The sequence below is a fragment of the Anoxybacillus sp. EFIL genome (assembly GCF_013096955.1).
Lineage (GTDB): Bacteria > Bacillota > Bacilli > Bacillales > Anoxybacillaceae > Anoxybacillus > Anoxybacillus ayderensis.
In genome coordinates, this window is record NZ_SDLH01000002.1 from 453,920 (window position 1) to 477,046 (window position 23,127).

A 23,127-nucleotide genomic window follows, 5' to 3' on the forward strand; every position below is an offset into this window, starting at 1 on the left:
AAACTTTGTAGCCAATTGATGTTTTTTATATTATAATAAAAAATTGTGATAAAACAGGTTTAGACTGAACATAGGACGAATAAACTATTTATAGCTAATTGTCAAGTGACAATGCATCGGGATTTTCGACAATATTTTTTTCTTAAAAAGAAGGATTGTTTCGCGCGATGGAGAATAAAAACATACAAAACATTTCTATTTCAGAAACAAGTTTTGTCGAAATATGTTTGGAGCTGTTGAAATATGGGACAACGCATTCCTGAGGAAACGGTTGAGCACATTCGTCGCTCAGTCGATATTGTAGACATCATCCAACAGTATGTCTCACTAAAAAAGCAAGGACGCAACTACTTTGGGTTATGTCCTTTCCACGGGGAGAAAACACCTTCTTTTTCTGTTTCACCAGAAAAGCAAATTTATCATTGTTTTGGCTGTGGAGCAGGCGGAAATGTGTTTTCGTTTTTGATGGACATCGAAGGGATTACATTCATAGAGGCAGTGAAGCGATTAGCACCGCGAGCGAATGTCGATTTATCGCACGTCGTTGATGAGCATCCGACAGCGGAACGGAAAGAAACAGCGACGATGATTGCTGCGCATGAGTTATTAAAAAAGTTTTATCATCATTTGCTTATGCATACAAATGAAGGAGAAGAAGCATTAAATTATTTGCTTCAACGAGGCTTTACGCGCGAGCTCATTGAGCAGTTTGAAATTGGCTATGCTTTGCCGTCTTGGAATGCAGCTGTCACATTTTTAGCAAACAAAGGCTTCTCACTTCCGCTTATGGAACAGGCCGGACTCATTGTGAAAAAATCGGGAGAGGACTCATATTTTGATCGTTTCCGTCATCGCATTATGTTTCCCATCCATAACCATCAAGGAGAAACAGTTGCTTTTTCGGGGAGAGCGCTCGGAAACGAAGAGCCGAAGTATATGAATAGCCCCGAGACGCCAATTTTTAATAAACGCCATATTTTATATCACTTTCATGAAGCGCGTTTGCCGATGCGCCAAAAACAGCAAGTGATACTGTTTGAAGGATTTGCAGATGTGATTGCTGCTGTGCAAGCTGGCATTTCCCATGCTGTAGCAACGATGGGAACAGCTTTATCGGAAGAACAGGCGCGCATGCTTCGTCGCAATGCTTCATCGGTCATTGTTTGTTATGATGGCGATCGAGCGGGAATAGACGCTGCTTTGAGAGCATCGGAAACGCTCGTTGAAGCTGGCTGTTATGTAAAAGTCGCGATGATTCCAGATGGGCTCGACCCTGACGAGTATGTACGCCGATATGGCGCGGATCGTTTTCGCCATCATGTGCTTGATGCCAGTTTGTCGCTGACAGCGTTTAAGCTTGAATATTTAAAGCGCGGCCGCCATTTACAAAACGAAAGTGAGCGTCTTCGTTACATTGAAGAAGCAGTGAAAGAAATTAGCCGGTTATCTAATGCAATTGAAGCGGATTATTATTTACGACAACTAGCTAATGAGTTTTCCATTTCTATGGATGCGCTACGCGAACAAATGATGATTTATGGAAAAAAGCAAGTAGAACAAAAGCAAGAACGTCGTGAAACGGTTGTTGTGCCTGTGAAGGCGAAACTGTTACCGGCTTTTCAAAAAGCAGAGCGGATGTTAATTGCTCATATGTTGCGCGATAAAGCAATCGCATTCGCTGTTCAAGAAGCGATTGAAGGTGCATTTAACGTCGAAGAACATCGCGCTATTGCCGCCTATTTATATGCGTTTTACGAAGAAGGACACGAACCCGATGTAAGCTCGTTACTTGAACGCATTCATGATCCGCAATTAAAGCGCATCGTTACAGAACTGTCTATGATACCGATCAACGAAGACATCTCGTCAGCCGAGTTACGAGATTACATTCAATGCGTGCTCAATTACCCAAAAGAGCAGTTGCTCAAGCAAAAAGAAGCGCAGTTGCGCGATGCCGAACGGCAAAAAGATTATGAGCGCGCGAAACGCATTGCAAGCGAAATGATTGCGTTGCGAAAGTCTTTGCATTTTGGAAGGAGGGGAATAAATGGCTGAAAAGTCAACACATTCCGATTTAACGTTAGAACAAGCAAAAGAACAATTAGTCGAGCTAGGTAAAAAACGCGGCGTTCTTACCTATGAAGAAATCGCTGAGCGATTATCTGCATTTGATCTTGATTCCGATCAAATGGATGAATATTATGAGTATTTAAATGAACAAGGGATCGAAGTCGTCGCCGAGTCTGATTTAGATGAGGCAGATTTAGACGACCCAGACTTCGATGATTTAAAAGACGAAGAGTTCGATTTAAATGATTTAAGCGTCCCTCCAGGGGTAAAGATTAACGACCCTGTTCGCATGTATTTAAAAGAAATTGGTCGCGTACCGCTATTATCAGCAGAAGAAGAAATTGAGCTAGCGAAACGCATTGAACAAGGAGACGAAGAAGCGAAACGTCGTCTAGCTGAGGCAAACCTTCGCCTCGTCGTTAGCATTGCGAAACGTTACGTTGGTCGCGGCATGCTTTTCCTTGACTTAATTCAAGAAGGAAATATGGGTTTAATTAAAGCGGTCGAAAAATTCGATTACCGCAAAGGATATAAATTTAGCACATATGCAACATGGTGGATTCGCCAAGCGATTACTCGTGCCATTGCTGACCAAGCGCGTACGATCCGTATTCCTGTTCATATGGTTGAAACGATTAACAAGCTTATTCGCGTTCAACGTCAACTTTTACAAGACCTCGGCCGCGAGCCATCTCCTGAAGAAATTGCGGAAGAGATGGACTTAACACCGGAAAAAGTACGCGAAATTTTAAAAATTGCCCAAGAGCCTGTATCGCTTGAAACGCCAATTGGCGAAGAAGACGACTCTCATTTAGGCGACTTTATTGAAGACCAAGATGCGACATCTCCAGCTGAACACGCAGCGTATGAGCTGTTAAAAGAACAACTCGAAGATGTGTTAGATACGTTAACAGACCGAGAAGAAAATGTGCTTCGTCTTCGTTTTGGTCTTGATGATGGACGTACGCGAACGCTTGAAGAAGTGGGCAAAGTGTTTGGTGTTACGCGCGAACGCATTCGCCAAATTGAAGCAAAAGCGTTGCGAAAACTACGCCACCCAAGCCGTAGCAAACGTTTAAAAGACTTTTTAGAATAACCGTTTACAAGAAATAGTTTACTTCTTACAATGGAAGTAAGCTATTTCTTTATTTAGGAAGGAATGCGTATTCAATGGAACAAAAACGAAAAGAAATCATTATTAATGAAATTAAATATTGGAAACAAACGCGATTGCTGCCGGAACAATATTGCGATTTTTTGCTTGCGTTGTACACGGAAGGAAATCGCGACGATGTTGAGACACAAACGAAGCAAGTTCCAGCGTGGGCGATTCGTGCAACCGCAGTGATGATCGGTATATGTTTACTTTTCGCCCTTCTTGTCATTTATTTTACTGAATTGTCGTTCGTTTTGCAAACGCTCATTTTGTCACTTTTTGTCATAATTTGTTTTGTTTCTGTTCGTTTTTTTGCAAAACATAAAATCGTTGTTCATATGGCTCTTATCGGTGGCGCTTTATCACTTCTTCTGCTTTCTATTCGCGCGTGCGATGTTTATTTTTCTGGAAGTATGGGGGCATTAGCGATTGCTGTGATGGGCAACTGTTTCGTCTGGTTGTTCATCGGTTGGCGTTTTTCACTTATGTATTTTGTCATTTCGGGCGTGGTCGGCATCGTTCTTCTTTTTTCTTCATTTTTCATTTAAAAAAATTTACATACAGGGCTTTTCCTTTATGGGAATTTAAAGTACAATAAAATTGTTTGTAACGTTTTCATTTTGAAAAACATGCTTTATTACATAAGGGAGGGTAAAGTATGAATCGCAATCCGTTAATCCCATTTGCACTCATTATGGTAATGGGAATTGGTCTCATTTTCTTTCTGTCTGTGAAAGGCCTTGGGGATATGAAAGAAGTTGCGAAAGAGAAAGAAGGCGGCGCGAAGACAGAAGAAACAGCAGCTGCAGGTCCAGAAGACATTTACAAAAAAAGCTGTGTTGCATGTCACGGTGCGAACTATGAAGGTGGCGTTGGTCCGGCATTAAAAGGTATCGGTGATCGTCTATCTGTTGACCAAATTAAAGACGTGCTAGTAAACGGTCGCGGAAGCATGCCGGGTGGCTTGGTGCCTGCAGATCAAGCAGAAGAAATGGCAAAATGGCTTGCTGAATTAAAATAAGCGGAGAAGAAAGATCCCTTTACTTCGGTGAAGGGATTTTTCGTTTCTTATAAAACATGATAAACTGAAGAAAAAAGTGTGGTGATTGATCGTGAACGAATTACAGTTATCTAAGCGATTGCAAACAGTTGTTTCATTTATTCCAAAAGGAAGCGTACTAGCGGACATCGGTTCAGATCATGCGTATTTGCCGTGTTATGCGTATTTGCACGGATACATAACAAAAGCAGTTGCAGGAGAAGTGGCGGACGGACCGTTTCGTTCTGCCAAACAACAAGTCGAAAAGTGTGGGCTTTCTCACGTCATTTCCGTTCGAAAAGGGGATGGGCTACAAGTTGTGGCGCCGAATGAAGTCGATTGTGTAACGATCGCAGGGATGGGAGGAACGCTCATCTCAAACATTTTAGAAGCAGGAAAGGAAAAATTGACATCCGTTCAACGTTTAATTTTACAGCCAAATGTCGGTGCACATATTGTGCGAAAATGGTTGCTAGAAAATGAGTGGGAATTAATTGATGAACGCATTTTAGAGGAAGATGGGCAAATGTATGAAGTGCTCGTTGCAGAGCGTGGCGACCCTTATCGTCCGTACACGCAGCTTCATGTTGAACTGTTGCTCGGTCCGTTTTTACTAAAAGAACGAAACGAAGTATTTGAAAAAAAATGGGCGATGGAAATGAAGCATTGGCAAAACGTTATCGAGCAATTGAAATATGCGAAAACGGAAGATGCAGTCAAAAAGAGACAACAATTTGTTGACACATTACAAATGGTAGAGGAGGTTTTGAAGCGATGAAGACACCAAACGGATATGAAGTCATTCAACTATTTGAACAGTTTGCCCCAAAACATTTGGCGATGGAAGACGATAAAATCGGGTTACAAATCGGCACGCTAAATAAACCGATTCGCCGTATCATGATTACGTTAGATGTATTAGAACATGTTGTCGATGAAGCGATCGAACAAAACATTGATTTAATCATTGCGCACCATCCGCCCATTTTTCGTCCACTTAAACATATTGTTACCGATCAGCCGTACGGTCGTATGATTGAAAAATGTATAAAACATAATATTGCGATTTATGCGGCGCATACAAATTTAGATATTGCAAAAGGAGGGGTAAATGATTGGCTCGCTGAAGCGCTTCAGTTGCAAAACGTTGACGTCCTTGTTCCGACGTATGAAGAACCGCTGAAAAAGCTTGTTGTATATGTGCCGCGTACACATGCGGATGCAGTAAGAAAAGCGATTGGTAATGCGGGGGCTGGACATATCGGAAATTATAGCCATTGTACATTTAATAGCGAAGGAATCGGAACGTTTCGACCAGAAGAAGGAGCTAATCCGTTTATCGGTCAACAAGGAACGTTAGAAACAGTGGAAGAAGTGCGCATAGAAACGGTTGTTCCTGCGCGTCTGCAAAGAAAAGTTGTTCAAGCGATGTTACAAGCACATCCGTACGAAGAAGTGGCATATGATATATATCCGCTTGAAAATAAAGGAACGACATATGGGCTTGGACGAATTGGGACGTTAAGCGAAGAAATGACATTGCAACAATTTGCTGAACATGTCAAACTTGCATTGCGTGTACCGGCTGTTCGTGTCGTTGGCGAATTGACGAGTCGTGTACGAAAAGTTGCAGTTATCGGTGGAGATGGAAATAAATATATTCATCAAGCAAAAATGAGCGGTGCGGATGTGTACGTCACTGGCGACTTATATTATCATGTCGCCCATGATGCGTTAATGTTAGGTTTGAATGTCGTTGATCCGGGACATCATGTCGAAAAAGTGATGAAAGAAGGGGTGGCGAACGTATTAAAAACGATGTTTACGCAACAAAAATTTGATGTCGATATATACGTATCACAAGCTCATACGGAACCGTTTACGTTTATATAGAAAAGAGGCTTATTCGCCTCTTTTTTTTACTTTTGGTAAAATTTTTGTAAGCGGAACTTTTCGTTCTCTTTTCCATGTTTCAGGATTGTTCGGGTCAAACTGTTCCAAAAAGTCAATGACTTCTTTTGTAATCGGTGTCGGTGTAGATGCGCCGGCAGTAACTGCTACTTTTTTGGCGTCTTTAATCCATTCGATGTCGATTTCAGTCACATCCGCTACACGATATGCCTTCGTTCCAGCAATTTCTTCAGATACTTGAGCAAGTCGGTTTGAATTATTGCTTCTCGGATCACCGACAACGATCGTGACATCTGCTTCTTTTGCTTGTTCAGCGACTGCTTCTTGCCGCACTTGTGTCGCTAAACAAATCTCACGATGCATTTCAACATGTGGATATTTTTCTTTTACTTTTTCCATAATATGTGCAACGTCCCATTGGCTCATTGTCGTTTGGTTCGTCACAATAATATGTTTTGCTTGAATATTTAGTTGTTCTACATCTTCAGGTTTTTCAATTAAATGAACGGCGTGTGGCGCAACGCCGACAGCCCCTTCTGGTTCAGGGTGCCCTTTTTTTCCGATGTAAATGACTTCGTATCCGTTCGCTACTTTTTCGCGAATAAGCTCGTGTGTTTTTGTCACATCTGGGCATGTAGCGTCAATAGTGACAAGCCCTTTTTCTCTTGCTCGCTGTTTTACTTCAGGTGAAACGCCGTGAGCAGTAAAAATGACTGTGCCGCGATCGATGTTTTCTAAAATTTCAAGTCGATTCGGACCGTCAAGTGTAATAATTCCTTCTTCTGCAAACGCATCTGTCACATGTTTATTATGAACGATCATGCCTAAAATGTAGATCGGTCTTGGCAGCGTCGGATCGAGAGCGGCGTTGCGGGCGATGACCATCGCATCAACGACTCCGTAACAATATCCGCGTGGCGTAATTTTAATGACTTCCATATGGATCGCTCCTTCTTGGCGTGTTTGTCGTATTCATTATATAAAAGAAGGAGCGAACATACAAAAGTTAAATATATAGTTTTGGCACAGATTTCCCTTTTTCATTCGTTTTTTCTTGTTTTCGTTCGCGTTTTTGTTTTTTTAGGGGTTGTTGCTCTGTCGTTGCCGCGCTCGTTGCGCGTGCTGTTTCGTTTGTTTCGCTTGCTGTTTTAGTTGTTTCGTTTGTTGTGTCTGATTGTTTAAATTCGCGAAAAAGGCGCATCATCGACGGAACGCTTTTAATGAGTGGACCGTATTGTTGCACCATTGGTGTAATCGTTTGGACCATGTTTAACATTTTTTGTACATTCGTTAACATTGAATCGATACTTGGCAATGCACCGCCAGCACCAAACGTTTGAGCAGGAAATTGGCTGCCAAACAATCGGGAAAACATGCCCCCTTGTGCTTGGCGCATCATCGGTTGCTGCCACATAGGCGGCATAGGCGAACGGGAAGGTGGAAACATAAATGGATGTCGCAATGAAGTTCCTCCTTTCTGTATAAAGTGAAGGTTTGCGCTTTTCTTATCTATACTACGATATGCAGAAAAGCTCATATAGTTGAATGAACCGTTTATGTTCGTATATAATATGTAACTGGTCTATTTTTTTACTGAAGAAGAAAGGGGATGAGAAACTATGTTTGAACGTTTTTCGTTTCATCCGTTTATTATAGAGGCGCTTCATCATTTAAAGTTTCATAAACCAACACCGATTCAAGAGCGTGTCATTCCCGCTGTCTTGCGTGGAGAGAGCGTGATCGGACAATCACAAACGGGAACAGGAAAGACGCATGCATATTTATTGCCAATCATCGAGCGCATTGATCCACACGTTGAGGAAGTACAGGCGGTTATTACAGCGCCGACGCGTGAGTTAGCTACACAAATTTATCATGAAGTGTTAAAAATAACGAAATTTTGTCCAAATGATCATCGCATTACAGCGCGTTGTTTTGTCGGTGGAACGGATAAATTACGATCGATTGAAAAGTTGAAAACACAACCTCATATCGTCATTGGCACGCCGGGGCGCGTGTATGATCTCGTTCGCGAACAAGCGCTATTTGTTCATACGGCTCGGATGCTTGTTATTGATGAGGCAGATGTCATGCTTGATATGGGATTTATTACAGATGTCGACCAAGTGGCGGGACGAATGCCAGAAGATTTACAAATGCTCGTCTTTTCAGCGACGATTCCAGAAAAGTTAAAGCCGTTTTTGAAAAAATATATGGAGCACCCAACACATATTCATATTGCTCCGAAACAAGTGGCGGCACCAGCCATTGAACATATTTTAATCCCGCTTCGCCATCGTGATCGTTTGCAGCTTTTACACGATATATTAGTTAGTTACAACCCATATTTAGCGATTGTTTTTGTAAACACGCGTAAAACGGCCGATGAAGTAGCGAACGGTTTAATTGAAAAAGGATTAAAAGTAGGCGTGTTACATGGAGATTTAACTCCACGCGAGCGGAAAAAGATGATGAAAGCGATTCGTGATTTACAATTTCAATACATTGTCGCAACAGATTTGGCGGCGCGTGGAATTGATATTGAAGGCGTCAGCCACGTCATCAACTATGAACTGCCAACGGATTTAGATTTTTACGTACATCGTACGGGCCGAACGGGCCGTGCAGGTTATGCTGGTACGGCAACAACGATTTACGAACCATCTGATCAACATGCGCTAGTGAAGTTAGAGAAAAAGGGAATTCATTTCCTTCATCGCGATTTCCGTCATGGCGAATGGATTGAGCTCGATGCATGGAACGGGCGGAAAAAAGAGAAAAAAGATGAAGTTGAGCAACTTGTTGAAAAAATAGCGAAAAAACAAAAGAAAGTCAAACCGGGATATAAGAAAAAATTGCGAGAACAGTTGAAAAAACAAAGAGCGAAAAAGAAATAAGGGAGAGAAAGACGTGTTAAAAATCGGTTCACACGTATCGATGAGCGGAAAAGAAATGTTGTTAGCCGCAAGTAAAGAAGCAGTATCATATGGAGCAAATACGTTTATGATTTATACCGGTGCGCCACAAAATACGAGACGTAAACCAATCGAAGAACTAAACATTGATCAAGGGCTTGCCCATATGAAACAACATGGGATTGAAGAAATTGTTGTGCACGCCCCTTACATTATTAATATCGGCAATACAATCAATGCAGACACGTTTTCGCTTGGCGTTTCTTTTTTACGTTCGGAAATCGAACGAACAGAAGCGATTGGTGCGAAGCAGCTCGTCCTCCATCCTGGTGCGCACGTCGGTGCAGGCGCGGAAGCAGGCATTGCAAAAATTATTGAAGGGTTAAACGAAGTCATTACCAATGACCAACAAGTGCAAATTGCTTTAGAAACGATGGCAGGAAAAGGGTCTGAATGTGGCAGCCGCTTTGAAGAGTTAGCAAAAATCATCGACGGTGTCACGCATAACGATAAGCTTTCTGTTTGTTTTGATACATGTCATACACACGATGCGGGATACGATATTGTGAACGATTTTGATGGCGTATTAGAACAATTTGATCGCATTATCGGGCTTGATCGTCTAAAAGTATTGCATATTAATGATAGTAAAAATCCGTGTGGAAGTCGGAAAGACCGTCATGAAAATATCGGTTTTGGTTATATCGGTTTTGATGCGCTAAATTATATTGTTCATCATCCACAGCTTATGCACGTGCCAAAAATTTTAGAAACGCCATATGTTGGGGAGAAAAAAGATGCGAAACCGCCATATCAATTTGAAATCGCGATGTTGCGTGCGCAACAGTTTGACCGAAACGTTCGAGAAAAAATTATCGAGTAGAAGGCTGTCTGTAGGCAGCCTTCTTACTGTATAAATTGTCGAATGAAGTCATTAGCTTGTTTAGCAAGTTGCGGTGATGTGCGCTGGGCGAGTTCGCGAATCCAATTTTTCCTCGCTTGTTCATTAAACATATCGATCGTTTTTTCGCGCATCATTTGAATGATCGTTTCTGCGTCTTTTTGGGAAAGCGAAACGTTATATTCCTTGGCATACATCATTAATTCATTTGCGGTGATGGATTTCATTTTATGCTGGACGATTTTATGATACACATTCACGTAACATCCCTCCTTATTTACCATATGAGAGGAAAGAAGGAAGGGTGCAATGGTATAATGAAATAGATGAAGGGGGAGATTTGTTTGAAAAGACAACATAAAAAAGAGACAATTGGCCATTTAATGTATCGTGTTGTAATGATGACGATCGGTGCGACGCTTGCTGCGTTATCGATCGAATTGTTTTTAGTGCCTAATGAAATTATTGATGGTGGGGTCATCGGTATATCGCTTATTCTTGATCGCATTCTTCCAAACTACGCATGGTTGAACTTTGCCACGCTTGTCATTTTACTCAATGCGCCGTTTATGTATTTCGGTTATAAACAAATCGGAAAAACGTTTATGCTCTCTTCCCTCTATTCAATCGTTGTGTTAGCTGTGATGGAGCGGTTGTTTCATCATGTATCCCCTTTTACAACAGATTCCATTTTAGCAACGGTGTTTGGCGGAGCCATTCTTGGCGCAGGTGTAGGGCTCGTTATTCGCCACGGTGGTTCATTAGATGGCACAGAAATTTTAGGTATTTTAATGACGAAAAAGTTGCCGTTTTCTGTTGGAGAATTTGTCATGTTTACAAACGTTTTTATTTTTACTTGGGCTGCGTTTGTATTCGGACCGAAGCAAGCGATGTACTCCGTTTTAACTTATTATATCGCTTTTAAAACGATTGATACGGTCATTCAAGGATTAGATGAAACAAAAGCGGTGTTCATCGTATCAGATCGTTATGAAGAAGTGTCAGATGCTATTTTAAATCGACTTGGCCGTGGAACGACGAAGTTGATGGGAAAAGGCGGATATACGGACGAACAAAAAGAAGTGATTTATGCTGTTGTTACTCGTCTGGAAGTGACGAAGCTGAAATCAATTGTATATGAAATTGACCCAAATGCCTTTATTACGATTATGAATACACAAGAAGTGCGTGGAGCGAAATTTAAGTCTGCTATTCATTAATGAAAACAAATGCGTTATACTATGAATCGGAATCATTTTGAATTAAGGTGGTCAAACGATGGACGATATTTTACGGATAGAAGACGTATCGTTTCGATATGATGATGAAGATGTACTGCAACATATTCATTTTCGCGTTCCGAAAGGCGCTTTCGTTGGTTTAGTTGGTCCGAACGGGTCAGGGAAATCAACGTTGTTAAAATGCATTTTGCGGTTGTTAAAACCGCAAACAGGGCGCATTTTTTTATTCGGCACGCCGATTGAGCAGTTTAAAGATTGGCATAAAATTGGCTTTGTCTCCCAAAAGGCAAACAGTTTTAATACCGGGTTTCCTGCGACAGTATATGAAGTCGTAGCGAGCGGTTTAGCTGGAAAGCTCGGTTTATTTCGCCGATTAAAGAAAAGCGACGAAAAAGCAGTATATGAAGCGATTGATGCGGTCGGCATGAGCCCTTTTATTCATCGAAACATTGGCGAACTTTCAGGAGGTCAACAACAACGCGTATTTATTGCACGTGCGATCGTGTCGCAACCTGAATTTTTAATTTTAGATGAGCCAACTGTCGGGGTCGATGTGCATCATGTACAAAGCTTTTACGACATGCTTGAACGATTGAATAAACAACATCATATGACGTTGCTTCTTGTGACGCACGATATCGGAACAATTACGGAAAAAGTCACGCATGTCGCTTGTTTAAACAAACATTTGCATTTTCATGGAAGCGTGCAACAGTTTGCGCAGCTGAAAACAGAAGATTTAGCATCATTTTACGGGCATCATCTTCACCTACTTGCCCATGACCATGCATAGAAAGGGGGGAGATTATGCTAGAGGCGTTATTTCAATATGAATTTTTACAAAATGCGTTTATTGTTGGCATATTCATTGGGCTCATCGCTCCTCTTTTAGGTGTGTTTATTGTCGTACGGAGATTATCGCTTATTGCGGATGCGTTGAGTCATGTCACGCTTGCAGGAATTGCGGCCAGTTTACTTGTACAAAAAACGTTTGTCATGGGAGCGACATTCAACCCGATTTATTTGGGCATGGCGTTTTCGGTTGCTGGTTCGTTATTTATTGAAAAGTTGCGTACCGTATATAAGCATTATCAAGAATTAGCTATTCCGATCATTTTATCAGGAGGCATCGGCTTAAGCGTCATTTTTATTTCACTTGCGGATGGCTTCAATACCGATTTGTTTTCATATTTGTTCGGAAGCGTTAGCGCGGTAAGCCGAACAGATGTATGGACAATTAGCATCATTTTTTTCATCGTGTTTGCTGTTATTTTTCTGCTCTATAAAGAGTGGTTTATTTTATCATTTGACGAAGAATATGCACAAGCATCGGGAGTAAAGGTAAGGGTGCTTCATTTTGTTTTCATCGTGCTCGTTGCTCTCGTCATTGCCGCATCGATGCGAATTGTCGGCATTTTGCTCGTCTCATCACTCATGACGCTTCCTGTTGCCGCGAGCATTCGAATCGCAAAAGGATTTAAACAAGCGTTATGGTTGTCCGTTCTATTTGGTGAGCTTGCTGTCATTGTTGGCTTATTTCTTTCTTATTATTTAAATTTAGCTCCCGGCGGGACGATTGTGTTGTTAGCTGTCTGTATATTAATTGGTGCGATCGTGTGGAGAAAATGGAAGAGAGGATGACGAAGCGTGAACGTTTCTGAAGCGCTACGGTTAATGAAAGAAAAGGGGTTTAAGTATACAGGAAAGCGCGAAGAAATGCTTGAGCTGTTTGCAAAAACAGATAAATATTTAACGGCAAAAGATGTGCTTGATGTCATGAAAGATCGGTATCCGGGACTTAGTTTCGATACAGTTTATCGCAACTTAGCGTTATTTGTTGAGCTCGGCATTTTAGAAATGACTGAGCTGTCTGGAGAGAAGCGCTTTCGGTTTACATGTAATGTGCATCATCACCATCACCATTTTATTTGCATGTCGTGCGGAAAAACGAAAGAACTTGTAACGTGTCCGATGAATGAATTAGTGGAAGATTTGCACGGATATACGATTTCAGGGCATAAGTTTGAAGTGTACGGAACATGCCCGATGTGCCAACAACAAGCTGACGTGTAATGTCAGCTTGTTGTTGTGAGTAATTGTTCTACTTGTTTTTTCGCTTCATACCAATTGTACACGCGAATAACGCCTTTTGGGAGCGGACCGCGATTGTAAGGAGTATCAAATAAAATGACAGGAATAAGGCATTGTTCAGCAATATCGCAAGCATTATCGTATTTATCTTCGAAAAACATGTCGATTTTATATTTCTTTACTGCTTCAATTTTATCGTGTGAACCGATCAGTTCGATATGATGGTAATGAACACCTTGTTGTTGAAACCATTTTTCTGTTATTTCATATAAGTGACGGCCTCGAGCGCTAATATAATATAGCTCATATTCATCTTTCCAACTATTAATGACCTCTAATGCTCCGTTCGCAAGCGGTGCTTCGCTGTAAATGATCGGTTCGTATTGTTCCATCCATTCATTTAATTTTTCTTCCGTTGTATCCAAAAAAGGAACTAAATCGTAATCGGTAATATCATCAAGCGTTAAGTTTTTTTGAAACGACTTGTTTAAATATGGAATAAACGTACTTGGACATGTTACTGTTCCATCAATATCGATACCAAATCGCCGTTTGATCATGTTTGTTCATCCTTCCTATGATGTGCTTTTCTTGCCCATTATATCATTGACATAAAGTAACATCTATAATGACGTATCGCTTATTGCATAATAATAGTGCTCCTCATTTTACGAAAGCGAGGGAATGGTCATGGACAATGAACATCAGCGTCGATCATATGACAACGAACGAATAGATACTGTTGTGAATCGAGTGGATACTGTTCCAAATGTTGAACGAGATTTTATGGAAGAAACAGCAGGTGAAATTGCTGAGCCGATTCGATTTTCTGAAAAAGAAGTCGATCGTGAACAAAACGGTCGTGGCATTGGCTGGCTTGCACTTGCGTTATCGGTTGTTTCTCTTTTCTTAATGCCAGTCATTATGGGGGCAGCCGGTATTATTTTCGGATTCATTGCCCGACGTCGAGGAGCAGAAACGTTAGGGGCTTGGGCGATTGGAATTGGGGCTGTTTCCATTATTTTAAGCTTTTTCGTCCGATTTTGGTAAATAAGAGGGGAATATTCCCCTCTTATTTTTGCTTTCCTTTCAATGCATATTCTTCCGCTAATTTGTCAATTTCTTTTTTCAATTCTTCAACCATTGTTTCTTCAGGCACTTTCCGGACAATCTTTCCGTGGCGGAACAATAATCCTTCGCCGCGTGCCCCTGCAATGCCGATGTCAGCTTCGCGCGCCTCTCCTGGCCCGTTGACCGCACAACCGAGGACCGCTACTTTAATTGGCGCTTTAATTTGGGCGATATATTCTTCAATTTCATTTGCAATACGAATTAAGTCAATTTCAATTCTTCCGCATGTCGGACAAGAAATTAATGTCGCAGCGTTTGCCGCAAGACCGAATGTTTTCAACAATTCACGCGCTACTTTTACTTCTTCGACAGGGTCAGCGCTAAGGGATACACGTACCGTATTGCCAATTCCTTTACTTAAAATGGCACCAAGCCCCGCAGCACTTTTTACTGTTCCGGCAAATAGCGTACCCGATTCCGTAATGCCAAGATGGAGCGGATAGTCGAATGTGCGCGCAGCTTTTTCATATGCTTCAATCGCTAAACGAACATCGGAAGCTTTCAGCGAAACGATAATGTCATAAAAATCAAGGTCTTCTAAAATGCGAATATGATGTAATGCGCTTTCGACCATACCATCCGCAGTTGGATAGCCGTATTTTTCTAAAATGCGTTTTTCAAGTGAACCAGCGTTTACCCCGATGCGAATCGGAACTCCACGTTCTTTTGCTGCTTTCACAACCGCTTCTACTTTTTCTCGCTTTCCGATGTTTCCGGGGTTAATCCGAATTTTATCTGCTCCGTTTTCAATCGCTTTTAAAGCAAGGCGGTAGTCGAAATGAATATCGACAACGAGCGGAATATTGATGCGTTTTTTTATTTCAGCAATCGCATCAGCTGCTCTTTCGTCTGGGCAAGCGACGCGAACGATTTGGCATCCAGCTTCTTCGAGTCGATGTATTTGAGCAACGGTTTCTTCTACATCATGCGTTTTTGTCGTCGTCATACTTTGAATGACGACTTCGTTATTCCCCCCAATTGTAATGTTCCCAACGCGAACGGGGCGGGTTTTTGAACGATGAATGATTTCGCTCACGAGTCAATCGCTCCTTTAACGTATTAATCGAATCATTTTTTATTGTAGCAATGTTTCTTGTTTGTTGACAACGTTTTTGCTATTTCTGCTTATAGTACGGAATGCGGTACGTTTTTCCGATTTGAAGCGAATGGGCGTTAACATGTGGATTCAACGTTTGAAAATCAGCAATGAGCTGATCGATGGATACGGGTAATTTCCCATTCATCTCACGCTCGACGATCGAAAGGAGCGTATCGCCTCGTTGGATCATGACTTCACGATATGGAAGCTCCTTTGTTGGTTTGAATGTTTTTTCTGCACGAATTGTATGAATTGTCCCTTCTGTTATATCATGATAAGCAATCGCACATATCGCAATGCATACAAGAAAGATGAAAACTTTTTTCATGGCATTCCCCCGCTTCATTCTTCTGTTTTATCCATATGGCTTGTCCAAACGATATATGCGTAAAAATTACATTCTCTTTACATTGCTTTACATGTTCTTCACATCACGTTGACATGTTTTTGGTATTCTTTGTCTGTATTTGTCGAAGGGGGGATATATGTTGAGACAGCGATTAAAACATATAAAAAAGCTTGTCCGAGTGCCTGTATTTCAACCATCACCGAAAATAAAGCAATGGTTATTAAAAATTAGTTTACAAAACCGTTTATTTATTTTATTTTTGGGTGTGTTAATTATTTCGTTAAGTGCCGTTGGGATGATTGCTTATCATCAAGCGAAACAAACGACGGTAAAAGCGATCGAAAATCGCCTTGAGCGAGAGGCGACGATGATGTTTGAAGTGTCACGTAATCTTATGTACATTCATGCTGGAAATGAGCAACTGCTTGAAAAAAGTTTACGGTCTGCAGTAAAGCAACAAAAGGCGGAACTGATGCAAGATGGATTAAGCGTAGACATTTTTTTAATTGGAGATAGACAAGTAAAAACGTTTGAGCGAAATGAACAGCTCAATGTACCAACATCCGTCCAACAAACAATTACGAAACAAAAAAATGGTGTGTCGCATTTGGAATGGAACGGGCGTACATATACATTTGCCTATAAAACTATTCAAGAATTGAAAGGAACATATGTCGTTGCTGTGCCGGATGAACAGTTTATGAAGCCGATCCAACAGCTTGCATATTTAACCGTCGTAGCGATTATGATAAGCGTCATTATTTCAACGATCATGATTAAATGGTTAGTAAGTGGATTAACGAAGCCGATTGCCCAACTTCGTCATGCGATGAGCCGATTGTCACGTGGAGATTTAACGGTTGACGAACATATTTATTCGACAACGCCAGAAATTGATTCGCTTGCGCGTAGCTTCCAACGGATGTTGACGAGCATGAAAAATGTCATTCGTGAAATGGACGAAACAACAAAGCAGCTAGCTATCACAGGAGGCGACTTAGAGCATGTGTCTGAACATGCCATTGAATCAAACGATCAGCTCTTGGCAGCGATTTCTACTGTGAAACAAGGGGCAGAAGAAACGGCCAATGCTTCAGACGAAAGCATTCATCGCGTCGATGAGATGAAAAAACGGATGCAACACGTATTAGTAAGTGTGAAAAACATTTCAGCCAGTGCGACTGATATGAACGAATCTTCAAAGGGTGGGGAAAAGCGGCTGACGCATTTAATTGCTGATATTCATTCATTTGCTGAGCAATTTAAAAAAGTAAACGATACGATTCAAAGTGTAAAACATCATTCGACGTCGATTACAAAAGTTGTGGATGTCATTCGACAAATTGCCGAGCAAACGAAGTTATTGGCGCTCAACGCAACAATTGAAGCGGCGCGCGCTGGAGAAGCTGGAAAAGGATTTGCGGTCGTCGCCACAGAAGTGAGAAAGCTGGCGGAACATGCTTCAAAGGCAACGGAAGAAATTACATCGTCCATTTTTGCGATGGAAGAAGTATCAATTCATGCGACAAACCAGTTTGAAGGGATGGTCACACATTTACAACATCAACTCACGTCCGCAAATGAGGCAAAGCGTTCGTTTGACCATTTGTTAAAAGAAATTCAGCGCGTCAATCGCAACGTGGCGCAAATGGAAGGTGAATTGGAGCAGTTTCAGCAATTATTGCCGATGATTGAGACGGTGACGGTGGCATTTGCTTCTGTTGCTCAACAAACGCTAGCAAGCGCAGAAGAAATGATGTCTGTTTCGTACGATCAAACGAAGCAGATGAATGATATGCATCGTGTTGGTGAACGATTAAATGAATTATCGCAATCATTATCCGCACTGACTGCAGCATTTAAACTATAAGAAGCAGGCTAATGGCCTGCTTCTTTCATAGAAGGAAGTTCTTTGATGGAAGCGAACAAAATCGTGACAGAAACGAACCAATCTAAAGCGACAGCATAAGGCACGACAATTTGTAGAGTTTCCATTATTGTAAAAAAGATGGTTGATAATGTAATTGAATAAGCAGAGATACTCCACATATGGCGGTACGTTCCACGCTTATTTAACGTGCCGCGAAAAATAAGCCCGATGAATGCAAGAACGGTAACATAAAGAAATTTGCTTGTGCATGTGAAAAAGTATAACACGAGAAACGATAATGAAATCACAATAGGAAGCAACGATTGAAGCGTGCGGGCAAATTCATATACATCTTCGTTTGTGAAACGTTCCGCTTGCATGAAAGCATACGGATATGACTGAACGTGCCCATTAGCAACAAGTGCAAACTCTTCCTTTAAAAATGCCACCGCGTTTGTGTAACGTTCTGCATCATCTGTTGTGAGTGTACCTGTGCTATCAAATAAAATGGTCACGTTTGGATGCGTAAGTTCAATCGGTTCTTGTATGTTTGATGTCAATACTCCATCGACGACTTCAAATGGAGGAAGCTCTTCTTTTAATAGTTGATGCGTTGAGCCGATCATTTTGTTTATGCTCATTGTAAAGTAAATGGCAATCGGTAACGTTGCAATAAGCGACAAAAAAAACACGTAGCTAATCGCCTTTCCGATTGGATGAAAACGAAAGCGTGCAATATGTACAGGAGAATAAAGACTTTGTAACAACCGTTTCCACATAATCATTCACATCCTTTATGCGTCATCATTTCTCATTCTACTTCTTTTTCTATTTAGTACACAACCTTTTTGTTTCGTGTGTTGCACGTATTGACGCTTTCCGCCTTTTTTGCTAAAATTACCATCGGATATGGCGGACCCTTAGCTCAGCTGGTTAGAGCGGACGGCTCATAACCGTCTGGTCGCAGGTTCGAGTCCTGCAGGGTCCATTTACCTCGCTAAGTAAATTAGCGAGGTTTTTTTGCAAATAATTTGAAACATTCGATGTATTTTGGTACTCTTAAGGTAGGTTCACTTATGAAACTTTTCTGTTTCTTAATCCAGTTAATCGGTTTCATTTGTGAACAATTACATAATGAATGAGGAGGAATGAAACATGGCATTTGAATTACCACAATTGCCTTATGCTTACGACGCGTTAGAACCACATATTGACAAAGAAACGATGAACATTCATCACACAAAACATCATAACGCGTATGTGACAAATTTAAACGCAGCGCTCGAAGGTCATCCAGAATTGCAAAACAAAACAATTGAAGAGTTAATGGCCAATTTAGATGCGGTACCTGAAAATATTCGTACAGCTGTTCGTAACAACGGAGGTGGACATGCGAACCACTCGCTCTTTTGGACTATTCTTTCGCCAAATGGTGGCGGTGAACCAACAGGTGAACTAGCTGAAGCAATCAATCGTACGTTTGGAAGCTTCGAAAAATTTAAAGAAGAATTTTCGAAAGCGGCAGCAACACGTTTCGGTTCTGGTTGGGCTTGGCTTGTCGTCCATAATGGTCAACTTGAAGTGACAAGCACACCAAACCAAGATACACCGTTGATGGAAGGAAAAACACCAATTTTAGGATTAGACGTATGGGAGCATGCGTATTACTTAAAATATCAAAACCGTCGTCCAGATTATATTTCAGCATTTTGGAATGTTGTTAACTGGGACGAAGTGGCCAAGCGTTACGCAGCAGCGAAATAATGAAGAAGGGCTCGACAATTTGTCGAGCTCTTTTTGTATATCGTTGTAAAAGAGTAGGCAAACTACTTGTCAAGAAAGGAAGTTTGCCTATGAATAAATGGAAACGAATGGTGGCGCACGTTCGCACACATCGACAATTGTTTCTTTTGTTAGCAATTGGCGGATTATATTCCCTTAGTATCGCCTTGTCGAATACGTTTGTAAACGTATACGTTTGGAAAAAAGTGAACAGTTTTCAAGCTCTAGGTGTGTATAATTTAGCCATTGTCACATGGCAGCCGCTTGCATTTATCGTAGCCGGTCAAATCGCAAAAAAGATCGATCGTGTCATTGTGTTACGAATGGGTGTGACGTTTTTAGCATTCTTTTTTTTAGTCGTATTATTTAGCGGTGATCGAGCGATGAACCATTTATTTTTACTCGGCGGTTTGCTTGGTATTGGTTACGGCTTTTATTGGCTCGCATTTAACGTATTAACGTTTGAAATCACTGAACCAAATACGCGTGATTTATTTAATGGATTGCTTGGTGCGATGACATCTGTCGCAGGAATGATCGGTCCACCGCTTTCAGGGTGGGTTATTGCTTCAAGCGAGAAGTTCACCGGGTATATGGTCATTTTTTTAGCTTCTTTATGCTTATTTATTGCGGCTGTCATTTGTAGCTTTTTTTTACAGCGACGGCGTTCAGCAGGACAATTTGCACTTCGTTCTGTATATGACGAGCGAAAGAAAAATAAAAATTGGCGAATGATTACAAACGCTCATTTTTTTCAAGGATTTCGTGAAGGAACGTTTGTGTTTATTGTTTCCATTTTTTTATTTATGGCGACAGGAACTGAAAAATCTCTCGGTGTATTTGGATTCGTCAATGCAGTTGTTTCGTTTATGACGTATTCTTTTGCGTCGAAGTGGATGAAGCGACAATGGCGGTTGCGTGCCATTTTATTCGGTGGTGTACTGTTGTATGCTTCCGTCTTTTTAATTATTTTTGATTTATCATATGTAAAGTTAATCATCTATGGCGCATTAATCGCCATCGGATATCCTATTTTACTCGTTCCATATTTGTCGCTTACATTTGACGTTATTGGTCAAAGCAATCATGCGAAAGAATGGCGAATTGAATATATTGTTATGCGTGAACTATTTTTAAACGGGGGACGTGCGACGTCTGTTTTATTGTTTTTATTAGCCATTACGTTGTTTGATGCAAAGGAGGCCATTCCAGCATTAATGTTAATTGTTGGAGCTGGTCATTTCATTATTTATTTTTTTGTGCGACGTATTCGACTTTCGATGTAGAAATTTGCGAGCGTTTCTTTTACAATGAGGAAGGAGCAAGTAAAGGAGGTGCTCGCGCGTTTTGAAACAAATACAACATGCTCACAAAGCGAAGAAAAAGAAAAAACGAATGCAGTTGCCATTTCGGTTAAACGTGCTATTTTTTGTTGTGTTTTTACTTTTTTCTGCGCTTATTTTACGGTTAGGTGTCATTCAAATTGTTTATGGTGAACAATATCGAAAAGAAGTCGAGCGCACAGAAAATGTCACAGTTCATACACCAGCACCGCGCGGAAAAATTTATGACCGTAACTATCAAGTCGTCGTCGATAACGAGCCGCTTCATGCGATTACGTATACACGCACACAAACAACGAAGCCATCGGAAATGATTGAAGTAGCTAAAAAGTTAGCCACATATATTGAAAAGTCGACCGAACGCGTCACAGAGCGAGATATAAAAGATTATTGGATTTTGACAAACGAAGAGAAAGCAAAAGAAAAAATTACTGAAAAAGAATGGAAGTTGTTTCGAGAAAAAAAATTAAAAGATAAAGACATTTATCAATTGCAACTCGAGCGCATTACAGAAGAAGATGTAAAAACGATTAAAGAACGTGAGCTTGAGGTTGTTGCTATTTTTCGGGAAATGAATAGAGGATACGCTTTAACCCCGCAAATGATTAAAAATGAAGGAGTAACGGACGAAGAATATGCTGTTGTTAGTGAGCATTTAGAGGAGCTACCAGGTGTAGATGTGACGACAGATTGGAACCGTCAATATGCACATGGTGATACGTTTCGTACAGTGCTTGGAAATATAACATCGTCAGAAGAAGGGTTGCCGCGCGAAAAGCTTGACTATTACTTAGCGCGCGATTATAACCGAAATGACCGAGTAGGAAAAAGTTATATTGAAGCACAATATGAAGATGTATTGCGTGGGCAAAAGGCGAAAATAAAAAATGTGACTGATAAAGCAGGAAACATTATTGAAACGATTGAAATATCGCAAGGACAACGTGGAAAAGATATCGTTTTAACGATTGATATGGAATTACAAAAACGCGTCGAGCAAATTATTGAGGAAGAATTAATGACAATGAAGCGACGCAGTGGAACAGAATTGCTTGATCGTGCTTTCGTCGTCATGATGGATCCAAATACAGGAGAAATTTTATCGTTAGCTGGGAAACGATATACACGCGATGAAAACGGAAAAGTTGTATTAAAAGATTATGCCCTTGGGACGATTACATCTGCTTATGCGATGGGTTCGGCGGTAAAGGGTGCGACCGTATTGACAGGGTTTCAAACCGGTGTCATTCAACCTGGCACGGTGCTGATTGACGAACCGTTATATATTAAAGGGACGCCGACGAAAAAATCGCATAGCGGTATTCGTCCAGGACCGATGAACGATTTAAAAGCGCTTGAAATGTCGTCAAACGTTTATATGTTTAAAACAGCGATTGCTATTGCCGGTTCTACGTATCGCCCACATCAAGCGCTACCGATAAAAAAAGAAGCGTTTTCCATTATGCGACGCTACTTTAATCAGTTCGGTTTAGGGGTGAAAACAGGCATCGATTTGCCTGGGGAAATTATCGGATGGCCGGGACAAAGTACGCTTCCAGGACACTTGCTCGATTTAGCCATTGGACAGTTTGACGTATATACACCGATTCAAATGGCGCAATACGTCTCAACGATTGCGAATGGTGGATATCGCATTCAACCGCATGTTGTCAAAGAAATTCGTGAACCAATTAGCGAAAAAGATCAAATAGGTAACATCATCTACTCGTTCGAGCCGAAAGTGTTAAACCGAATTGATATGAAAACAGAATATATTGAGCGTGTGCGTGAAGGCTTTTATCGCGTCATGCACGGTTCAAACGGAACGGCTCGTGCCTTTTTCGCAAATGCTCCGTATGATCCAGCAGGAAAAACAGGAACGGCACAGGCGTTTTATGATGGACCGATTAAATCAAGACGAATGACGCCAACATACAATTTAACGTTAGTTGGCTTTGCACCTTACAATAATCCAGAAGTGGCGTTTGCTGTCGTTGTGCCATGGGTATATCAAAATGCGAGAAACCATTATCCGATTAATAACTATATCGGAAGAAAAATTTTAGATGCGTATTTTGAGTTGAAAAAGCAACGTCAATCTGGTCAACCATCTCCTACTGAACCGTTGAATAATGAGGAACAAACAATGGAAAGATAAAAGAAAGCGAATTTACAAAAGCTTAACATTCGTTTAAAACGAATTTAATACCTTTCCATTATTCTATAACT

General features: G+C 41.0%; 24 protein-coding genes and 1 tRNA gene. 18 read left to right on the forward strand and 7 right to left on the reverse strand.

The window, feature by feature from the left end:
* Positions 1-243: 243 nt before the first annotated feature.
* From dnaG to ES017_RS05405, 6 genes are all read left to right on the forward strand, one after another.
* Positions 244-2,055: a DNA primase gene (gene dnaG / locus ES017_RS05380; RefSeq protein ID WP_171334834.1), complete on the forward strand. Its 1,812-nt coding sequence runs from the start codon at positions 244-246 to the stop codon at positions 2,053-2,055.
* Positions 2,048-3,166, forward strand: coding sequence for an RNA polymerase sigma factor RpoD (gene rpoD / locus ES017_RS05385; RefSeq protein WP_021095173.1), 1,119 nt, complete (start codon positions 2,048-2,050; stop codon positions 3,164-3,166). Before dnaG ends, rpoD begins: the two co-directional genes overlap by 8 nt.
* 74 nt (positions 3,167-3,240) lie before the next feature.
* The gene (locus tag ES017_RS05390; protein ID WP_021095174.1) at positions 3,241-3,774 is read left to right on the forward strand and encodes a hypothetical protein; all 534 of its coding nucleotides are present in this window, start codon (positions 3,241-3,243) and stop codon (positions 3,772-3,774) included.
* A gap of 110 nt (positions 3,775-3,884) precedes the next feature.
* Complete coding sequence (gene cccA, locus ES017_RS05395) at positions 3,885-4,247, forward strand: cytochrome c550 (RefSeq protein ID WP_021095175.1); 363 nt, start codon at positions 3,885-3,887, stop codon at positions 4,245-4,247.
* Positions 4,248-4,338: 91 nt separating this feature from the next.
* Positions 4,339-5,043 carry a tRNA (adenine(22)-N(1))-methyltransferase gene (locus tag ES017_RS05400; RefSeq protein WP_021095176.1) on the forward strand — a complete coding sequence of 235 codons (705 nt, stop codon included), beginning with the start codon at positions 4,339-4,341 and terminating at the stop codon, positions 5,041-5,043.
* The gene (locus ES017_RS05405; protein ID WP_042894008.1) at positions 5,040-6,158 is read left to right on the forward strand and encodes a Nif3-like dinuclear metal center hexameric protein; all 1,119 of its coding nucleotides are present in this window, start codon (positions 5,040-5,042) and stop codon (positions 6,156-6,158) included. Before ES017_RS05400 ends, ES017_RS05405 begins: the two co-directional genes overlap by 4 nt.
* A 9-nt stretch (positions 6,159-6,167) precedes the next feature.
* On the opposite strand, the gene ES017_RS05410 is transcribed toward ES017_RS05405, so the two are convergent.
* Together ES017_RS05410 and vrrA are read right to left on the reverse strand one after the other, a co-directional pair.
* Positions 6,168-7,115 carry a 4-hydroxy-3-methylbut-2-enyl diphosphate reductase gene (locus tag ES017_RS05410; RefSeq protein WP_009374006.1) on the reverse strand — a complete coding sequence of 316 codons (948 nt, stop codon included), beginning with the start codon at positions 7,113-7,115 and terminating at the stop codon, positions 6,168-6,170.
* 67 nt (positions 7,116-7,182) lie between these two features.
* Positions 7,183-7,638, reverse strand: a complete 456-nt coding sequence (vrrA, locus tag ES017_RS05415) for a VrrA/YqfQ family protein (RefSeq protein ID WP_021095178.1) — start codon at positions 7,636-7,638, stop codon at positions 7,183-7,185.
* 157 nt (positions 7,639-7,795) lie between these two features.
* Here vrrA and ES017_RS05420 point away from each other — a divergent pair, with 157 nt between their 5' ends.
* On the forward strand, positions 7,796-9,073 hold the full coding sequence (locus tag ES017_RS05420) for a DEAD/DEAH box helicase (RefSeq protein WP_042534264.1): 1,278 nt from the start codon (positions 7,796-7,798) through the stop codon (positions 9,071-9,073).
* A gap of 13 nt (positions 9,074-9,086) precedes the next feature.
* Positions 9,087-9,974, forward strand: coding sequence for a deoxyribonuclease IV (locus ES017_RS05425; protein WP_021095180.1), 888 nt, complete (start codon positions 9,087-9,089; stop codon positions 9,972-9,974).
* A 23-nt stretch (positions 9,975-9,997) separates the two neighbouring features.
* On the opposite strand, the gene ES017_RS15900 is transcribed toward ES017_RS05425, so the two are convergent.
* Complete coding sequence (locus tag ES017_RS15900) at positions 9,998-10,252, reverse strand: DUF2624 domain-containing protein (RefSeq protein ID WP_021095181.1); 255 nt, start codon at positions 10,250-10,252, stop codon at positions 9,998-10,000.
* Between the two features lie 66 nt (positions 10,253-10,318).
* Here ES017_RS15900 and ES017_RS05435 point away from each other — a divergent pair, with 66 nt between their 5' ends.
* The 4 genes from ES017_RS05435 to ES017_RS05450 are packed head-to-tail and all read left to right on the forward strand — an operon-like array spanning position 10,319 to position 13,306.
* Positions 10,319-11,212: a YitT family protein gene (locus ES017_RS05435; RefSeq protein WP_035063293.1), complete on the forward strand. Its 894-nt coding sequence runs from the start codon at positions 10,319-10,321 to the stop codon at positions 11,210-11,212.
* Positions 11,213-11,270: 58 nt separating this feature from the next.
* Positions 11,271-12,026, forward strand: coding sequence for a metal ABC transporter ATP-binding protein (locus ES017_RS05440; RefSeq protein ID WP_021095183.1), 756 nt, complete (start codon positions 11,271-11,273; stop codon positions 12,024-12,026).
* A 14-nt stretch (positions 12,027-12,040) separates the two neighbouring features.
* Positions 12,041-12,874 (forward strand): metal ABC transporter permease, encoded by an 834-nt coding sequence (locus tag ES017_RS05445; RefSeq protein ID WP_021095184.1) that lies wholly within the window; start codon positions 12,041-12,043, stop codon positions 12,872-12,874.
* A gap of 6 nt (positions 12,875-12,880) precedes the next feature.
* Positions 12,881-13,306, forward strand: a complete 426-nt coding sequence (locus ES017_RS05450) for a Fur family transcriptional regulator (RefSeq protein WP_009373996.1) — start codon at positions 12,881-12,883, stop codon at positions 13,304-13,306.
* 2 nt (positions 13,307-13,308) lie between these two features.
* Here ES017_RS05450 and ES017_RS05455 read toward each other — a convergent pair whose 3' ends face one another.
* Entirely contained in the window at positions 13,309-13,884 is a 576-nt protein-coding gene (locus ES017_RS05455; protein WP_021095185.1) for a haloacid dehalogenase, read from the reverse strand.
* 130 nt (positions 13,885-14,014) lie between these two features.
* Here ES017_RS05455 and ES017_RS05460 point away from each other — a divergent pair, with 130 nt between their 5' ends.
* Entirely contained in the window at positions 14,015-14,374 is a 360-nt protein-coding gene (locus tag ES017_RS05460; protein ID WP_021095186.1) for an MFS transporter, read from the forward strand.
* A gap of 22 nt (positions 14,375-14,396) precedes the next feature.
* Here ES017_RS05460 and ispG read toward each other — a convergent pair whose 3' ends face one another.
* A complete protein-coding gene (ispG, locus tag ES017_RS05465) occupies positions 14,397-15,491 on the reverse strand; it encodes a flavodoxin-dependent (E)-4-hydroxy-3-methylbut-2-enyl-diphosphate synthase (protein ID WP_021095187.1) in 1,095 nt (364 codons plus the stop codon).
* Positions 15,492-15,570: 79 nt separating this feature from the next.
* Positions 15,571-15,882 (reverse strand): type IV pilus assembly protein FimV, encoded by a 312-nt coding sequence (locus ES017_RS05470; RefSeq protein WP_021095188.1) that lies wholly within the window; start codon positions 15,880-15,882, stop codon positions 15,571-15,573.
* Between the two features lie 157 nt (positions 15,883-16,039).
* Between ES017_RS05470 and ES017_RS05475 the strand changes: the two genes are divergently transcribed.
* Positions 16,040-17,773: a methyl-accepting chemotaxis protein gene (locus tag ES017_RS05475; RefSeq protein ID WP_021095189.1), complete on the forward strand. Its 1,734-nt coding sequence runs from the start codon at positions 16,040-16,042 to the stop codon at positions 17,771-17,773.
* 8 nt (positions 17,774-17,781) lie between these two features.
* Here ES017_RS05475 and ES017_RS05480 read toward each other — a convergent pair whose 3' ends face one another.
* Positions 17,782-18,558 carry a DUF1189 domain-containing protein gene (locus ES017_RS05480; protein WP_021095190.1) on the reverse strand — a complete coding sequence of 259 codons (777 nt, stop codon included), beginning with the start codon at positions 18,556-18,558 and terminating at the stop codon, positions 17,782-17,784.
* A gap of 129 nt (positions 18,559-18,687) precedes the next feature.
* Between ES017_RS05480 and ES017_RS05485 the strand changes: the two genes are divergently transcribed.
* The 4 genes from ES017_RS05485 (at position 18,688) to ES017_RS05500 (ending at position 23,056) form a co-directional block, all read left to right on the forward strand.
* Positions 18,688-18,761: transfer RNA gene (locus tag ES017_RS05485), tRNA-Ile, on the forward strand.
* Between the two features lie 167 nt (positions 18,762-18,928).
* Positions 18,929-19,537 (forward strand): superoxide dismutase SodA, encoded by a 609-nt coding sequence (sodA, locus tag ES017_RS05490; RefSeq protein ID WP_009373988.1) that lies wholly within the window; start codon positions 18,929-18,931, stop codon positions 19,535-19,537.
* Positions 19,538-19,626: 89 nt separating this feature from the next.
* Positions 19,627-20,841 carry an MFS transporter gene (locus ES017_RS05495; RefSeq protein ID WP_021095192.1) on the forward strand — a complete coding sequence of 405 codons (1,215 nt, stop codon included), beginning with the start codon at positions 19,627-19,629 and terminating at the stop codon, positions 20,839-20,841.
* 61 nt (positions 20,842-20,902) lie between these two features.
* Positions 20,903-23,056: a peptidoglycan D,D-transpeptidase FtsI family protein gene (locus ES017_RS05500; RefSeq protein ID WP_021095193.1), complete on the forward strand. Its 2,154-nt coding sequence runs from the start codon at positions 20,903-20,905 to the stop codon at positions 23,054-23,056.
* The last annotated feature ends 71 nt before the right edge of the window (positions 23,057-23,127 follow it).

Excerpts from the sequence above, each read along its gene's own strand:
- dnaG (WP_171334834.1), top strand. The coding sequence starts at position 244 with ATGGGACAACGCATTCCTGAGGAAACGGTTGAGCACATTCGTCGCTCA.
- rpoD (WP_021095173.1), top strand. The coding sequence starts at position 2,048 with ATGGCTGAAAAGTCAACACATTCCGATTTAACGTTAGAACAAGCAAAA.
- ES017_RS05390 (WP_021095174.1), top strand. The coding sequence starts at position 3,241 with ATGGAACAAAAACGAAAAGAAATCATTATTAATGAAATTAAATATTGG.
- cccA (WP_021095175.1), top strand. The coding sequence starts at position 3,885 with ATGAATCGCAATCCGTTAATCCCATTTGCACTCATTATGGTAATGGGA.
- ES017_RS05405 (WP_042894008.1), top strand. The coding sequence starts at position 5,040 with ATGAAGACACCAAACGGATATGAAGTCATTCAACTATTTGAACAGTTT.
- ES017_RS05410 (WP_009374006.1), bottom strand. The coding sequence starts at position 7,115 with ATGGAAGTCATTAAAATTACGCCACGCGGATATTGTTACGGAGTCGTT.
- ES017_RS05420 (WP_042534264.1), top strand. The coding sequence starts at position 7,796 with ATGTTTGAACGTTTTTCGTTTCATCCGTTTATTATAGAGGCGCTTCAT.
- ES017_RS05435 (WP_035063293.1), top strand. The coding sequence starts at position 10,319 with ATGAAGGGGGAGATTTGTTTGAAAAGACAACATAAAAAAGAGACAATT.
- ES017_RS05440 (WP_021095183.1), top strand. The coding sequence starts at position 11,271 with ATGGACGATATTTTACGGATAGAAGACGTATCGTTTCGATATGATGAT.
- ES017_RS05445 (WP_021095184.1), top strand. The coding sequence starts at position 12,041 with ATGCTAGAGGCGTTATTTCAATATGAATTTTTACAAAATGCGTTTATT.
- ES017_RS05455 (WP_021095185.1), bottom strand. The coding sequence starts at position 13,884 with ATGATCAAACGGCGATTTGGTATCGATATTGATGGAACAGTAACATGT.
- ES017_RS05460 (WP_021095186.1), top strand. The coding sequence starts at position 14,015 with ATGGACAATGAACATCAGCGTCGATCATATGACAACGAACGAATAGAT.
- ES017_RS05470 (WP_021095188.1), bottom strand. The coding sequence starts at position 15,882 with ATGAAAAAAGTTTTCATCTTTCTTGTATGCATTGCGATATGTGCGATT.
- ES017_RS05475 (WP_021095189.1), top strand. The coding sequence starts at position 16,040 with ATGTTGAGACAGCGATTAAAACATATAAAAAAGCTTGTCCGAGTGCCT.
- ES017_RS05480 (WP_021095190.1), bottom strand. The coding sequence starts at position 18,558 with ATGATTATGTGGAAACGGTTGTTACAAAGTCTTTATTCTCCTGTACAT.
- sodA (WP_009373988.1), top strand. The coding sequence starts at position 18,929 with ATGGCATTTGAATTACCACAATTGCCTTATGCTTACGACGCGTTAGAA.
- ES017_RS05495 (WP_021095192.1), top strand. The coding sequence starts at position 19,627 with ATGAATAAATGGAAACGAATGGTGGCGCACGTTCGCACACATCGACAA.